8 protein-coding genes are annotated in these 15,636 nt (G+C 54.4%); 4 read left to right on the top strand and 4 right to left on the bottom strand.

What is annotated here, in order from left to right:
* Positions 1–172 precede the first annotated feature (172 nt).
* From SV7mr_RS16100 to SV7mr_RS16110, 3 genes are all read right to left on the bottom strand, one after another.
* The gene (locus SV7mr_RS16100; RefSeq protein ID WP_145274325.1) at positions 173–5,146 is read right to left on the bottom strand and encodes a tetratricopeptide repeat protein; all 4,974 of its coding nucleotides are present in this window, start codon (positions 5,144–5,146) and stop codon (positions 173–175) included.
* Between the two features lie 214 nt (positions 5,147–5,360).
* Positions 5,361–7,709, bottom strand: a complete 2,349-nt coding sequence (locus SV7mr_RS16105; RefSeq protein ID WP_419187469.1) for a polysaccharide biosynthesis tyrosine autokinase — start codon at positions 7,707–7,709, stop codon at positions 5,361–5,363.
* Between the two features lie 303 nt (positions 7,710–8,012).
* Positions 8,013–9,068, bottom strand: coding sequence for an exosortase/archaeosortase family protein (locus SV7mr_RS16110; protein WP_145274331.1), 1,056 nt, complete (start codon positions 9,066–9,068; stop codon positions 8,013–8,015).
* Positions 9,069–9,735: 667 nt separating this feature from the next.
* Between SV7mr_RS16110 and SV7mr_RS16115 the strand changes: the two genes are divergently transcribed.
* Positions 9,736–11,070 (top strand): hypothetical protein, encoded by a 1,335-nt coding sequence (locus SV7mr_RS16115; protein ID WP_145274334.1) that lies wholly within the window; start codon positions 9,736–9,738, stop codon positions 11,068–11,070.
* Positions 11,071–11,202: 132 nt separating this feature from the next.
* Here SV7mr_RS16115 and SV7mr_RS16120 read toward each other — a convergent pair whose 3' ends face one another.
* Positions 11,203–11,949, bottom strand: a complete 747-nt coding sequence (locus tag SV7mr_RS16120) for an N-acyl amino acid synthase FeeM domain-containing protein (protein WP_419187470.1) — start codon at positions 11,947–11,949, stop codon at positions 11,203–11,205.
* A gap of 627 nt (positions 11,950–12,576) precedes the next feature.
* Between SV7mr_RS16120 and SV7mr_RS16125 the strand changes: the two genes are divergently transcribed.
* The 3 genes from SV7mr_RS16125 (at position 12,577) to SV7mr_RS16135 (ending at position 15,635) form a co-directional block, all read left to right on the top strand.
* On the top strand, positions 12,577–13,641 hold the full coding sequence (locus SV7mr_RS16125) for a FemAB family XrtA/PEP-CTERM system-associated protein (RefSeq protein ID WP_419187471.1): 1,065 nt from the start codon (positions 12,577–12,579) through the stop codon (positions 13,639–13,641).
* Positions 13,642–13,791: 150 nt separating this feature from the next.
* Positions 13,792–14,310 carry a hypothetical protein gene (locus tag SV7mr_RS16130; protein WP_145274337.1) on the top strand — a complete coding sequence of 173 codons (519 nt, stop codon included), beginning with the start codon at positions 13,792–13,794 and terminating at the stop codon, positions 14,308–14,310.
* A 197-nt stretch (positions 14,311–14,507) separates the two neighbouring features.
* Positions 14,508–15,635 (top strand): ABC transporter permease, encoded by a 1,128-nt coding sequence (locus tag SV7mr_RS16135; RefSeq protein ID WP_145274340.1) that lies wholly within the window; start codon positions 14,508–14,510, stop codon positions 15,633–15,635.
* The last annotated feature ends 1 nt before the right edge of the window (position 15,636 follow it).

Here is a 15,636-nt window from a genome sequence, read left to right on the forward strand (position 1 = left end):
GTCTTCCAGGGGTAGGTAACATCTTCATCAACCTGCGTTGATTTGCGAGTGAAAATCACCCTAGAAAGGTGTTTTTTAACCATCTTCTAAAGTTTCTTTTCGCAGCCCATTTCGATGTGAAACAAGCCCCCGTTAATGGCCTCTAAGGGACTCAACGGCGGTTCGCATTGCTCTACTGCAGAACCGCAGCTGAGCCATCATATCGTTTCGCTAATTCCTCGAGCGATTCTCGTTCATTGGCGGTCAAACCGCGCGGATTCAAGTTTTCGCGGTCAAGCGATTTCCATAACTTTGCCGCAGCGTTGTGATCACCTTTGCCGACCAGCGCTTGAATCTTGTGAAATTGAAAGCGTGGATCTTTGCTTAACTCCATCGCTTGGGAAAACGCTTCGATCGCCAAGTCGTAGTCCTTGGCTCGCAAGAGCACCGTCCCACGGGTATCCAAAAGTTCTGGATTGCCGCCAACTAACTTGATGGCCTGATCCACATATTGCAAACCATCTCGTTCGCGGCCGGGCGTTTCAGCCAACGCGATCGCCAGATTGTTCAACGCTCGCACGCGTCGGGGTTCCAATTCAACGACTTGTTGATAGATCCCGATGGCTTGTTGATGATCATTGCGTTGCATGGACAGGGTGCCGATCGCTTCGAGCAAAACCACGTTCTCTGGGTAGTCCTTTACCGCTTGGGAGAGCACTTCCGAATGCTCGCGTTTCATGAAGTCGGCATCCAGAGCCAATAGTGCTTCGGTCATCAGAGTGGCGGACACGACGTCGCCGTGTTTCTGATAGTGCCGCAGGCAGAGTTCAGCCGTCTCACCATGTCGACTATCGCGTGAGAGGGCGAGAACGTAATCGGTGAGCCGTTCGGAGGACAACTCGTATGCTTTTTTGTAGTACTTCAACCCTTCTTCGATCTCGCCATTCTGCATCAGTGCCGCCCCGGCAATCACAGAGATTGCACTGGGGTCCTTGATCTGATCATTGGCCCCTCTGCTTTTGGTCCAGTCTTTTGTGATGGCACCGAACCGGCTTGCTTCACCGGATGCGTAAGCGCGTGCGAGTTGGATCTGATAGACGTCGATGGCTGAGTTAGGCAGCTGTTCCAGACGTGTCACAAGTCGATCGACTTCCCGCAGCGAGTCATCGCCCTTGAGTGCAATCAGAAACTTGCAGTACTGAACGTAATCCGCTTTGCTGGGTTTGGGCATCCCGCACAACTCGATGTACAGTTGCTGGGCTTCGCCCTGATAAGCCGTCCGGCTTTCATCATCCAACGATTCATCGCGCAAGGATAATTCGGACATCAAGGCGGCCTGAGTCCGCTTGGCCAGCACGCTGAAGCTCACATTCCCGTTGCCAAGTTCACGCAGCATGTCAACCGCTTGACGACGTTGCAAGGAACTTCCGCGGGAGGCCAGCATGACGGCGTACGAGAATTGATTTTCCAAGTTGGGAATATCGCCCTCGACGAGTAGCTCAGAAATCTGTTCCCAATCGATTTCAGATTGCGCGGTTTCGATCAAAACCCGAGCCAATTGGTTGCGTAACCGGTTGTTGCTAGGAAAACGTTTGACAGCGGCTTTCAAAACAGCGACTCGTTGGTCGGCATCCTCACGGTCAAGCAACAGTTCGGACAACGTGATGGCGAGTTCGGGAGACGGACGTTTTTGGTTGGCCAACAACAGTGTTGTGAGCGCTTCATCGCGGTCACCTTTTGCCAACAGAGCTTTGCCCTTAAGAATCAGTTTGTCTGCTTCGCTTAGTTTGCCGGACTGAATCCGGCTTGAGATTTCTTCGACCAGTTCGATATCGCCCGCCTCAATGGCCAAGCGCAATTCGACATCGACCACGGCGGCCCGCTTTTCGGAGGTACCGGCTAGTTTGAGCGCTTTGTCGAGCACCGAGCGAATCTGAAGCAACGCCTGATCGATCTTTTCCTTGGCTGCTGCGTCGCCAGGTTTTTGCTGATCTGCTTTGAACTGTTTCCACTGCACCGTCAACGCGTTGGCGTAAACCAAGTAAGCGGTCACATCATTGGGTGTTTCGGCGATCAGATCTTCGGCCATTTTCAGAGCTTCGTCAAAACGTCCGTCTTGAAAGGCGACCTGAATGGAGACGTTATCGTAGGGATCCAAATCGACGCCCGTGATGAAGCTCAACTTTTTCAGTTCCGCTTCGGCTTTGGCTCCTTGTCGCGTCATGGCCAACGCACGCAACAACAGCATTCGAGTGCGCATTTGCGAGTCACCGGCGGCAATTCCGCGTTGCAGCAATTCGATTGCGTCATCATACCGAGGCCTGGCATAGGCAATCCAGCCTTTGAGCGCGATCACGTTCCCCCAATAGGGACGCAGGTCAAGGAGTTTATTCACGTTCGCTTTGGCTTTCACCAAAGCAGGATCGTTTCGCTCGATCTCACCGGGACGCGACAGCAATTCATTGATAATGTTTCGAGTCTCGACGTACAGCGAGTAAACCCCGGGATTGGCGTCGGTGTGTGACTCCAACTGATGCAATTCAGCAAGCTTCCGATCGGCCGCTGGCTGGTCTTCGTTGGCCAAGGCAAGTTGATAAGCTTGATAGACGATCGAAGGAGATCTCATATCGGCTGGAATCTTTTCCAGCGTGTCATAGGCAAACTTGCGATCTTTGGTTTGCTTGGCAACTTCGGCGGCTCTTAGTAACGCCACACCGCCGTCTTCGGGATTTTCCTCGGCGTATTTGGTGAGGATCGAGACCGCGTCTTCGATCTGGCCACCGGCAAGCGTTATCTGTGCTTTCAACAGTTCCTTTTGCAGGTCCGTGACGGCTTCAAGATCCGAATATTGTTCAAGAGCTTTTTGAGCAAGTTCGGGCTCATTGGCAGCGGCGAAGCGTTGTGCCACGAAGGCTTGCACCACCGAATCTTGAACATACTGTTCCGACAGTTCACGAAGGTTTTCGACCATTGCTTTAGAAACGAGGTGTTCCTCGATGGCGTTCCCTTCGGTGGGGATCTGGGCCGCAATGATCTTCAATCGCAAGCCGAGCGTTTGATACTTAGTGGGGTCGGATTTGATCTCAGCTTGCAGATCACGAATGGTGCTACGAAGCGTCCCCAAATCACGAAGCTGCGGCTCAAGCCGCCGTTGGTAATTGATATTGGCCTGCAAGGCGCGCAGTCTCAGTTCAAACTGATCAGAAAATTTGGCTCGGTTCCATTGTTGGTAGGCACGAAACAGGTTGCCAGCGGCCGCCCATGCGTCCCCGGACTCTGCGATGATCGCTTCATCCCCTGGAAAATCCTTTAAGGCAAAGTTCATCACCGAGGCGACTTGGTCCATTTCATCCAATGCACGATAGGCCGCAGCGAGCAGCAAATAGCCGGTGCGACGCGTGCGATCGGCGAGTTTGACATTCGCGGTCAGCAGGGGTTCAAGCAAATCGATGATCGCTTGCTGATCCGCAACGCCGGGTTCATCGTCGGAGAGCAATTTGGCTCGGGCGACGCTTGCGACCCAGCGAGCCGTTTCAACACCATCGAGCTGCTGCTGTCGCTGTTGCGTACTCACTCGTTCGGTCGTCAGTGCCAGAATCCGGCGATGGCTTGAATCGATCGCTTCGTCATAATCTTGCAGTGTTTTCTTGGCCTCTTCCTGACTGATCCCGTTGTCCGGTCGACCGTAAACCACCTGCGTCACGACCTGCTCATAGAGCAATAAGTCATCCTTGATCGTTTCCTTCAGGCCGCGCCGCCAGTATTCAAGTGCTTTGGCGGGATCATTGGTTTGCACCGCAAGTAAACCCGAGTACAAGAACGGCATGCGATGTTCAAATTTCGTGATCCTCAGTCGGCGAAGATCCAGTTCTTGGACGGTGTCTAACCAGCGCTGAACATCACTGATCTGCAGATCATCCGGTGGCGTGGCACTTTGAATTTGCACCGTGGTCAGTCGGCCCAACTGAACGACCAAGCGGTAGTCATCCTGAAGTGCTTCGAGTTGCTCGAACGTCAGTGCCTGCAGGCCTTCGTCGGAAGCATCCAGAGCGGGCTTAGATGAAAGATAAGGGTCTAGCTGTTGAATCGCCTTCGGCGCTTGTTCGAAGATCAATCGATAGGCTTCTTCTGGCTGGCCGATGCTCTGCTGATACACGGCAGCGACCACGACTGCACTTGAAGTGCCTTGCTGTTTGATTTTCTGAATTGCATTCTGCAACACGTCATCGTTGGCCAAGTCCACCGACTTGGGGAGTTCACCTTTGGGAACAAAATACTCTGGACCAAACTTGGCGAGGTTCAGGTAACTTTCGACCACAGCAAGATCGTCAGGATTGAACTTCACAGCGGTCCGCAGCACAACACCCACCGGCTGACGAGAAAGCTGTTCCCAGTAATTCACCTCTTGTTCTTCAGGGTGTGGACGTCTGATTTTGAAGAGAGAATCACGGATCAATCCATACAGCGACAACGCCAACAGACGATGCGCCTCTGCGCTGTCTTCTGGCGGGTTAAGCTCGAAGAGATTGCGTTCTACTTCGCGACAGTAATAGCCGCCATGTTGCAACAAGCGTTCCATCAGTCGCCAGCGCACCTCGGTGGCTTCATCACCGGTGGCAGCAACTTTGGCACTTGTGAGCCGGACTCTCGCGTCCCTAATTGCACCAGCGCGTTTTTCAAATGCCACTTCATCGACGGCGCGATCAGCGACGAAACCAAGACGCGTGATGAACGGGTCATCATTGGGGTTCAGCATCAGATAGCGTTTCAGCCACTTTGATTCTTCAACCGAATCACCGGCTTCCGCGGCTGCATCAGCCCGGACCACAAAGGTCGACGAAGACCGAACACTTTGCCAAAGATACGAACCGCCTAGCAACAGCAAAACCGCGGCAACGATTGCGGCGACCTTTAGAAACAGCGGTGTATCAAAATGCCATTCCGTGCGACGAGACTGGAGCTTCTTTGCGTGAAATTCGGAAAGATGCCCCGAGTCGTCTGGAGCGGGGGTTTCCTGAACCGTGCTTCCTAGAGCTTGACGTTTTTCATCGTCCGTCAACCCTTGAGGCGTCGCATCAGTCGCTTCGCTGGACGCAGCATCGTCTGCAGCAGCCTGGCTCTGAGCGTTTTCCGGATTGCCTTGCCGGAAAGAAGAATCGTCTGTCATGTTTTTTGTATCTGGAAGTTCAATGAAAATGAAATGCAGTGCAAAGGGTGGTTACACATCAACGCATTTTTGAGCCATCGTGAATGGCTGGGAACAAGCGTCTACGCGAATGCACCGAAAAACAAACTCATGGCCTCGATTGTCTTCACACACTGCTCTCGCCCCAAGTTTGGGCAGAGAACAGAAATCAACCGCAAGCGAAAGGAACGATGGTTTAGGAAACCAAGTTCGAATACTTGTAATCACCGTAGCGGTAAACGTATTTGCTGGGGGTCACTCCACTAAAGATTGTCCCAACGATATTGGCGCCCGCAGCTTCTAAACGTCTTGTTGATCGCAGCACCGAATCGGTCCGCGTGACGTCTCGCATGACGCACATCAGGGTTGAATCAACCACTGCCGCGATGGCTAGCGTTTCACCGGCGGCCAAGATGGGAGCCGAGTCAAAAATCACGTACTCGTATTCCTCCATGCACTGAGCGATCAAATCTTGAACCGCCTCAGTGGTCAGAATGCGATGCGGGCTGGACTTCAGTCGGCCAGCAGGAAGAATGTGGATCAGATCCCCCAGCTCTCGATTGATCGCATCATCCAGTGTCGACTTCTCTCCGACGACGTCACTGAGGCCGGGCTCAAGTGCAAGACCGAAGATATCGTGCTGATCAGGACAGCGCAGGTCGGCGTCAATGATCAGCACCGTTTTACCGGATGACTTCGCGAGCGAAATCGCAAGCTGTGACGCGGCTGTGCTTTTGCCTTCGCCAGACATTGAACTCGCGATACAGAACGTCCGCGCCGTTCGTGTGTCTTGGGAAAGCGCCAGGTTTGCTCGGAGCGAATCGACGCTCTCTTCGAAGACACGCCTGCCGCGAGACTGCCGGGCACCGGAAGCGCGAGGTGCACGTGCCAGTTCACCGATCACTGGAGCCACGGCCAAGGCTTCGATGTGATGCGAATCGGTGATACGTTTGGTGTGCAGTTCCCACAACAACCCTAAACCGAAGGGCACGCAAAAACCGGCCAAGGCAACCATTGCAAGCTTCTTTGTCGGCACTTCCTCGTTGGGCTTCGTTGGCGGAGTGGCGGCAGCAATCGGCTGAACACGGCTCATGTTTTCCGATTCAGTCTTAATGGCATCCAGTCGCTGTTCAGCGGCCGCATAACGTTCTCGAAGCATTGCCAAGTGATTGACGTGCTTGTCGACATCCCAGGAATCATTGACTCGCTTGCTGCGTTTGTCACCTTCGATTTGATACTCATTGTTGACCATTTCCAGTTGCCGTTTGCGGCGACCAAGGTCGAATTGCAATCGCTTGACAACCAGCTCGCGCTGTCCGGCTGAAGACTTGGACGCGTTCTTGATTTGCAGATCGCGATTCTTTGCCCAGGCATCTTCGAGTCGCTCGAGCTCTTTCCCCTCGTCTTCCAGGTCCTGCTGATACTGAGCTTCGAACTGCTGCTCAAGCTCCTGACGGACTTCATCTTTCACGGAGTCCATCAATCGATCGAGTTCAGACTGGGCAGTCACCAACAGATCTTCGGTTTCCTGAATGCCGACGTATCCCGGCCCGAAGCGTCGATCCGCTTTGATCGCAATGAGCGCTGCTTGATGTCGGTCAACAACACCTTTTTGCGTGACGACTTTTCGGTGCTGACCAATCGCCTGATCGAGAACGGGCCGCGTCACCAATCGTTTTTTGACCATGGATCGAGGCGGAGTGAAATCCTGTTCATCCATCTCTTCCAGCAAATCACCACTGATCACCGCCAGCGGATTTTCACCGGCCTCGATCGATTCGAGATCTTGTTCAATCAACGAGATCTGTTGTTCCAGTTCGAACCTCTGATCGATCAACTCTCTCAAGCGACTGGTTTGGGATTGATCCTCGATGACGGAGACTTGATTGTTCGATGAGAACCCCTGAGCTTCGACTTCGTACTGTCTGACTTCGGCTTCTTTGGCACTGATTTCAACATCGAGTTCATCAATTTGTTTTTCAATCACAGAGATCAGACGACGTGATTGAGTGCCATCAAATTCGGCACGTCTTTGCAAGTATTCGGCGACCACCGCGTTACACACTGCTGCCGCCGCATCGCGATCGGTGTCCGTGTATTTAATCATCATCTTGTCTTTGGTACCGGCCCCGGCCACCGACAAGTTCTTTCGCAGGTTGGTTTCTCTGGTGGTGGGGTCTGCCAAGCTGGGAGCCTTGCAAACGGTCTGGTCCCCCATCACGGCCTGGATCACACCTGGGTGATCGATCACCCAGGTCTTCTCGCTGGCAGCCAAGTCGCGGGGCGCCTCATTGATGCCTTTATAAAGCACCCAGTTCTGATTCGCAGCGACGATATAGCGAGCGGTGTACTCCGGCTGGAATGACTTCAACACCATCACAGCGCCGATGGTTCCGATTACCAATCCGATTGGCACGGCCCAAACCCAACAGCGACGGAAGGTGACCCAAATGATCCAGGGATCAATCGAAGCGCCTTCACCGGTCGAAGCATTTGAGTGCGATGACTGCCGTGAAGCAATGTTGCTAGTTGATTCTGTCGTCATGAGAACAATTTGAAGGGGGGTCCAAAACCGTTCCGATGGCATCGGCTCAAAACAGCGGATGCGTGTCGGGGTTTCGCTGCAGTCCTAGACCGACACCGATCGTCGCGTTACGCGAACGAGGATGTTGGCTTGGCAATGCTGCAAATCAGACGGTTCAAAGTTGGTAAAACGAAGCTGTCTGTGCCGAGTTGCTCGATTGCATCATGCAGATGGAAGAATGTCGCCAGAGTCGTTCTGGTCAAACATGCGCTCAAGTATACACATTTTGTCGCCGCCTCTCACAGCCGCGAAACGATCGGTCATCTAATGTGACTTTGACTCCCGCAGCATGCCCTTTGCTGTAAAAATCGAAACCGGGCGGTAAAGGCGTCGCCAGAAGGCTTCGACCCCACCGAGTAAGAGAAACGACCCAACGATCATGGCGATGCCCAAGAAGTCATGAATCAAGTGCCGCATCGATTCTGACCCAAATACGGCATACCCCAGGCCTGTCAGCACAATTCGCAGAGAATTGACCAACACAGCCGCCGGGATCACCGATGCCAAGATCACGATGCGATCGGTTACAGATCGATGATTAATGGCCGCCCAGAAGTAACCAAAGGCAGCCATTCCCACAAAAATTCGCAATCCGGAACAAGCCGCTTCGATGGACAGTTTCTCGTCGCCGATCCAAACGATGTGGCCCTCAGCCACCGCAGGCATTCCAAACGCACGCAGGAAAAAAGTGCTCAGCTCAGTCGCGACACCTTGCAGCTGCCAGCTCAGCATGCTCTCCGCACGGAACGGCAACGGAATCGCGAAGAATAAAAAGCCCAATGCTGGCAACGCCCAAAGGAACGCTCGGAAACCGAGCAAACACCAGACTGTGCCGGCCAGCAAGACGATCACCGAATAGCCATCGACAAAATCAAAGTAAGCGAACCGGCCAAAGATTCGCATCGCCACAGCCACACCCACCAGGCCAAGCCCTCCCCAAGCGACTTGGGTCGAGACACCGGGAAACCGATCACGGCGGACATAGCACATCGCAATCGCCATCGGAATGACGAGCCAGCCATGCCCATAATCCGTTTCGCGGATCCAAGCATCAACGATCCACTGAAACGTGTTCCAGTAGCTCACGACGACAGCCACAACGGCCAAGGCAATGGCCACCCAGAATCCAGCAGACCAAGTCGCTGGGCCGGGAACGGGAACCAATTGCTCCGACGCTTTCGCAACACGTTGCTCTGGAACCGCACCGGATTGTTTCAAACCGGGGCGATTTAATGTCGCGTTAGCAGCCACCTCACGCGTCTTAGACGACTTGCGAGGCCCCTGCTTTTTCGGTGGTTTACGCTTTTTCGGTGAATTCATACTCAAATTTCAATACTGCCCTGCAGGAGTAACTGGGAACAACCCCGTCAGAACTCATAAATGCTGGAGAGATTTCCGCAAATTGGAAACTTTTACTCATCACATGACTTCAACGAATTCTACTGACCTGCGTGCACCTCAGTCTAATCGTTTAGGGATAACGGTCCACTGTAACCCACGAAATCACAGGGAATGGAAACCACCCCCCCCGACATTCTGCATTACCGGCACAGACGGAATCATTCCCCTCTGCAGAGGATACCAGGAAATTTCGATCCATCCCATTCGCTGCAAACGTGAACGTCCAATTTCGGTAACTAAGCTGACGCTCCGCCGTCGACGGCCACTCGGTTGCGTGTCGATGGAAAACGGATACATTGTCCACAGGCAAAACAAGAATGATTAGGTACGATCCATCTAGCAGGCGGGGGGGCAATTGAGTCGTCGAAGGAAGCGAGAGCGTAAGCAACGCACGGCACCAGGCGCGAAGAGTGCCTTGGCTCAGCCGCCAGGGCCCAGTTCGATTGTCGCCAAGCCAATGGGTTCAACGCGCTCCAAATCTGCGTCCGCCCTGCTGCCCAACAAAGATTCGATCTTCTCCTACAGTGCTCAGCTTGCGGACGTCACGAACTCCCGTCCTACTGACCAATCTGCCCGCAACGCAAACTTGGCTAGTAATGCAGACTTGGCTGCCCCAGGGCCGGCAACTCTAGACTCTATCGCCAAAGACGCCACGATAAACACTGCCAACAGCCTGTCATCGAACGATCTCTGGCAGCATGCCCCTTGGGGAGTCCATCTTCGCACCGGTCGAGCACGCAGCCCAGACGAATCGTCGTCCGATGATCCAAACGAACAGTGGATTGAATTGCAACGTCCTTATGCGTTGATCGGCCCGCATCCAGACTGCGACATCCGGCTGGAAGATGACCGACTGCCCGACGTGGTCTACTTTTGCGCGCGTGTTGATGATTCCATCCAAGTCTGGCCGCTGTGTGCCTTGGCATTCAGCGAGTGGGGCACCATCCAACCCGGCAAGACACTCTTCGTTGGCAAGACGCGGATCCGGTTTCTGGGAGCTGAACACTCAGAGTTTCCAGGCGGGGCACAAACGGCATCACGCCCAGAGAAACACTTAAAAGAAACGCCGCGAACCGCCAAAAATCGACAGAACCTGATTTTCGATTGGGGGGAAGGCTTTGTCGCCAAAGGCATTCGCCGCAGCGTGACCATCATTGGAGAATCCCATCCCAGCACGCTCCGTCTACACGGCTACGGACTGCAGACCTGCCACATGGCGGTTGTGGAACAGAACCGAGAAGTCTGGGTGATCGATCTGGACCTGTCCGGCCGCAGCTGCCAGAGCCCACTGGCCTACCGCTTAGGTGTCGGAAAAGAGGCCATCCGAGTTGGGATGGTTGATGTGTGGCTCAATCAACAAGGCACGCCTTGGAACCAAAGCCCAACGCTGCGACTGGGCCGAGCACCACATAACGATCACGTAACCGCTGGAAAACTGGCGGGAGAGTCCAAGCCTGATGCGATGGAGGCTGGAACAAGCAGTGCTGCAAAATCGACGGACGCGGCAGAAATCACGCACAGCCAACCGACGGCAAACAAAACCAATCCTGCCAGCGAGCAAGCTGCGACCACGAAACAAGAAGTCACCTCACCGGCATCGATCGCCAAACCCATGAGTGTCTACCGCGCCCCCGCAGCGGCGGAGGCTCAAGCCCAGCCAGCGATCTCTCGTCAACCCGCAGCCAACAGCTGGCGCAACCGTCCTGAACAGGCAATCAACCAGGAAAAGGTGACAACACCACTGGACGACGAAGGCGATCCACTTTCCGATCGAACCATCGATCGCATGATTCAGCGCGACGCGAAAGCAAAGCGGTTGCGAATCGCAGCGTTGATCGCCTTGGCTGTGCTCGCAGTGACGGTCTCGGTCGTCATTCTCTTTGGCTGGGTCATTCCGACCTTTCAAAACATCTCGGGCTGAACGCCCAAGACAGCCTGCAGTCACACAGATTGAAACCGGTCGCTGATTCAAGGCGACGGGATTCAACAACTGTTGTCATGACCCGACGTCAAATGCGTGCGGTCGAAAAACAGCGAACGGGCTTCACTCCGCTCACACGCAGGCGACGCCCTGGCACACCTGCAAGAGCTGACTGAAGTACTCGCGTGTTTCATCCGTCCACGGCCGCGGCGAAACATCCGCCGGCGAGCCAAGCTCGCCCAAGAATCTGCGATAGACTTCAGAGCCACGGTGCTCGTCAAAGATCAATCCCAGCATCACGGCTGGGTGCCCGTTGGCATAGTCACAGGCCTCCAAGCCACCGATCTGCTGAAATGGCATCATCCGCAGATAGAACTTGGCGTGCCGCGGATGAACCGCAACCACCAGTCCATGGTACTGGCGTTGCATGGCTGACTTAGCGGCCAAACTAGCCATCGCAATGAAGGTTTCAATGAACCGAGCAGGTGATTTTCGGCGATCGGCGAGACAACCGATTTCAGCAACTCGCAGCCCACGCTGACGGAACTGATCGAGCTGATCAGGGTAAATTGAATCCATCGGCAACCCCTGTTGCCCATCTCCGATCAGCGACAGAGTCGAAACAACCGAATGCTCGAACTTCGTGACAAACACTTCTGTCGTTGGCAGCAGATGATATTTCGTGAACCGAATTTCCAGGGGATTAGGTTTCGCGAGATCAGAGCGGCGGTAAGCGAGATAGGTCAGTTCAAATGCCGCTCGCAAGTCCTCCTGTTCGTGCGCGATGCTGTACGAAATCCGAGGCTTGGCGATGCGTTCGTCGTCGGCAGCTTCCTTGCGAATCGCCGCCGGCATGGTCGATAACATGGTGCGCATCATGGGAAGAGTCTCTGCTGATAAGCGATAAGTCACTGGCAACAAGACAAGATTATCGATCCGCTCGAAACTGCCTGGATGCCGGTCCTGGAAAACGCAACAGACAGGAATCAGTCCAGAAAAGTGCTGCCTTGGTCGCCACCCTTTGGGACGACGCGTTTCCCTCGGAACTATAGAACGCCCTAACAAAAGGCGTGACAACATCCCTGCCACAGCCAAACTGTTCCCACGAAACCCTCAGCCAAGTTCAAACAGCATGATTCGTACCGGTGATTCCAATGTGATGGATCGTAGCGGTTATCCAGATCATGGCGACCGTTCATCGATGCGGCCAACGAGAGACCGTGATGAAGACTGCTCCGAATTCGCTCCTGGCACGAAGATTCAATTGAATCAGGGGTGACTTCTAGCTATCTTGCCAGCGACGCGCGGACCGCTGCCAACCTCTCTGCGGAGGTAAGTCGGTGGCGATCAAGCGTCGCTGTGTCTTGCGGACAATCTCTTGCAGGCAACGACTCAGCTGTCCCGTCCAAGGGTTCGTTCTGCATCGCCGGATTGAATCCACCGGATTGAGCCCCCGACCATTTGGTATTTCGTCGATTGAACGCGTTAGCAAAACCGAATACGAAGGTGCAGATTCAAGCGCATGAGTTCCGTCAACTCAGTGACTGGATCGCCCCCCAACAAGGATTGGATCAACGCGATCCCTTCAACGCAGAGGCGACCGCACCCCGCCTGAATGCCCATGACGCGGCTTGGTTGCAATCGCTGGTCCAAGGACTCAAGCATCGTCTTGTCGTCCTGCACGCCGATCTGGATGGTCTCTGCCTGGGGATGCTGCCATTGATGCATGTCCGTGGCCCTCTCTTTGGCAGCTTCCTGACCAGCCTGCCTTATTTGAACACTGGCGGCGTTTGGTCGTCCGATCCGGCCATCGCCAAGCAATTGATTGATAGAGCCTGCGAGTTAGCCGACGAGCTGGACGTCCGGCACCTGGAACTGCGTCACGAACAACCGATCGAACATGAACAGTTCAACTTTCAGCGCTGCGACAAAGTCCATCTGCGGCTCTCGCTACCAGAGACAGCCGAAGCACTGAACCAGTCTTTCAAAAGCAAGCTTCGCAGCCAAGTGAAAAAGTCGGGTCAATACGACGCCACCGTCAGCTTCGGTGGCTTGGAAAAGCTGGACGATTTTCACCACGTCTTTGCTCGCAACATGCGCGACCTGGGCACACCGGTGTACTCCAAAGACCTGTTCAGATCCATCATCAACAGCTTTCAAGGTGACGCGGAATTCTGCATCGTCAAACATGAACAGGTTTGCTCTGCCGCTGGACTCTTGATTCATCGTCGTGGGCTGACCGAAATTCCTAGCGCCAGCAGCCTGCGTGAATTCAATCGCCAAGGTGCCAACATGTGGATGTATTGGCATGCACTGCAACGGGCGATCGAGCGAGGAAGCAAGGTCTTTGACTTTGGCCGCAGCAGCGAAGGAAGCGGAACCTACAAGTTTAAACTGCAATGGGGATCGGTCGCCGAGCCAGCAACCTGGCAGTACTATGTCCGCAAAGGCGATCCAGCTGAGATGCGTCCCGATAGCGATCGCAATCAACGCTTGGTCAAGATCTGGCAGCGTCTGCCTGTTTGGCTAACTAAATGGATCGGACCCTCGATTGTCCGAGGCATTCCCTGATCACTGAACGACGTCTTCCCAGCCAGCGCAATGCCGCGTCCCCGTTTACGAACCTCGTTGCATTCACAGATGCCCTAGTTAAGCGATCACTGCTGTGATCTTGGCAAGCAAGCATCGGGCAATCAGACCAACCACTCATCAAGTCCAGCTATGAAACGTCTCTCAATCCTGACGGTCTTGGTCTCCCTCGCTTGCCTCCCCTGCTGGCGTGTGACGGCCAATGATCGTGTTTATGTTCAGCGGCCCACACAAGCGGATGCATCCGATCAGGCCAGGCAGCCCAAACTGAAAAAGGTGCCAGAGTCGTTACTGCTGACCGAACGCGGACGTGAATTGGCTTTCCAGTGGCGACGGCTTAACGCCAGCGTGCAAACAATGGGCCCCAAACACCCTAGTCGTGCTGCACTGACCGACCAACTGCTGAAAGTGGAACAGGAACTGCTGGCCATTGAGCCCGCTCTCGGCCAACGCGAGCCGAACCCGTTTCGATCACGCCTACGTTCCCTGGTCGATCCGTCTGTTGAAGCACCGGAGAGCGCAGACCCTGCTGACGCCAGTGACTTGAAAGAGGGCGACGTGCAACAACTGCGTCGCCAAATGGCCGCCTTGATGAAGCGCGTGGAGCAACTCGAAGAACGCGTCGCAGAGCTTGAAGCTGCTCGGCGCTGAGCTGTTGGGTTTTCCGGCTGGGTTTTCCGGCTTTCGCCCGACATCAGCGTTCGCGCCCTGTTGCAAGACAAGTGGAACGCACCAATTCTTACCCGCCAAGCTAAATGACGCAAATCGCCTAAAGCCACTGTCTTTCCATGGCCGAAAGAACCGTTAAGTCATGTTCTTTCAAAGTCATCCTGGGCAAACGAAGTGCGATGCGTTGGAATCTAGCTTATCGCACCTTGATGCACGACCGCGGCAAATTGTTCGCCGGACTGGTCGGCGTGATCTTTTCGGTCGTCTTGGTCAATCTTCAAGGCGGGCTGTTCTTTGGATTGATCCAAAAAGCGAGCATGCTGATTGATCGCAGCGAGGCCGACATTTGGATCGGTCATCGTGGGATGCACAACGTTGACTTTCCGCACTCGATCCCTGAACGCTGGGAACACGTTGTCGCCGGAGTGCCCGGAGTCAGTGAGGTGGAACCACTGCGGATTGCCTTTGGCGAATTCACGCTCCCCGACGGTGGCTTTGAAAACGTTGTGGTCGTCGGTGTGCCGCGGGATGCCAAACTGGCCAAGCCGTTTAAAATCGTCGAAGGCCCGCCAGACGCCTTGAACGTTCACGACGCGATCGTGGTTGATGACTGTGACCACAAAAAGCTTGCCGACCCGCAATTGGGCGAGTTGCGTGAAATCAATCGACGACGCGTGCGTGTGACAGGAAAATCACACGGTGTGCTTAGCTTTCTGGTCACGCCCTATGTCTTCACGGATTACGACCGTGTGGTTGAATTGTCCGACATGCGGCCCGATCACACCTCGTACTTATTGGCCAAAGTCAACAGCGGCGTGGATGCCGGGGAGGTCTGTGACGCGATCGAAGAACGTCTTCCGCACCTGACGGCAATGACTAGCAAACAGTACTCCGATGTCAGCATCGGTTTCTGGATGACTCGCACCGGCATCGGGATCAGCTTTGGTGCGGCAACCTTGCTGGGACTATTGGTCGGCGTGGTCATGGTGGGTCATACCTTGTACGCCATGGTGTTAGATCACATCAGCGAATACGCAACACTGCGAGCGATCGGCATGAATGAGCATGAGTTGCTAACGATCTTGATCATTCAATCCGCGTTGGTCGCGTTAATGGGGATCGGCCTGGGAACGGCACTCACGATGCTGCTGCAGGGCATTTTCTCGACACCGCAAGCAGCGATTGAAATCCCCGGGTTCCTGTACTTGGGCTGTGGTGCGTTGATCTTTTGCATTTGCCTGATCGCATCAGGATTACCGTACCTGCGTGTCCGGCACATTGATCCCCACCAAGCGTTACAGGGATAAT

Origin of the sequence: Stieleria bergensis (assembly GCA_007745635.1) — a bacterium.
In the GTDB taxonomy this organism is placed as follows: Bacteria; Planctomycetota; Planctomycetia; order Pirellulales; family Pirellulaceae; genus Stieleria; species Stieleria bergensis.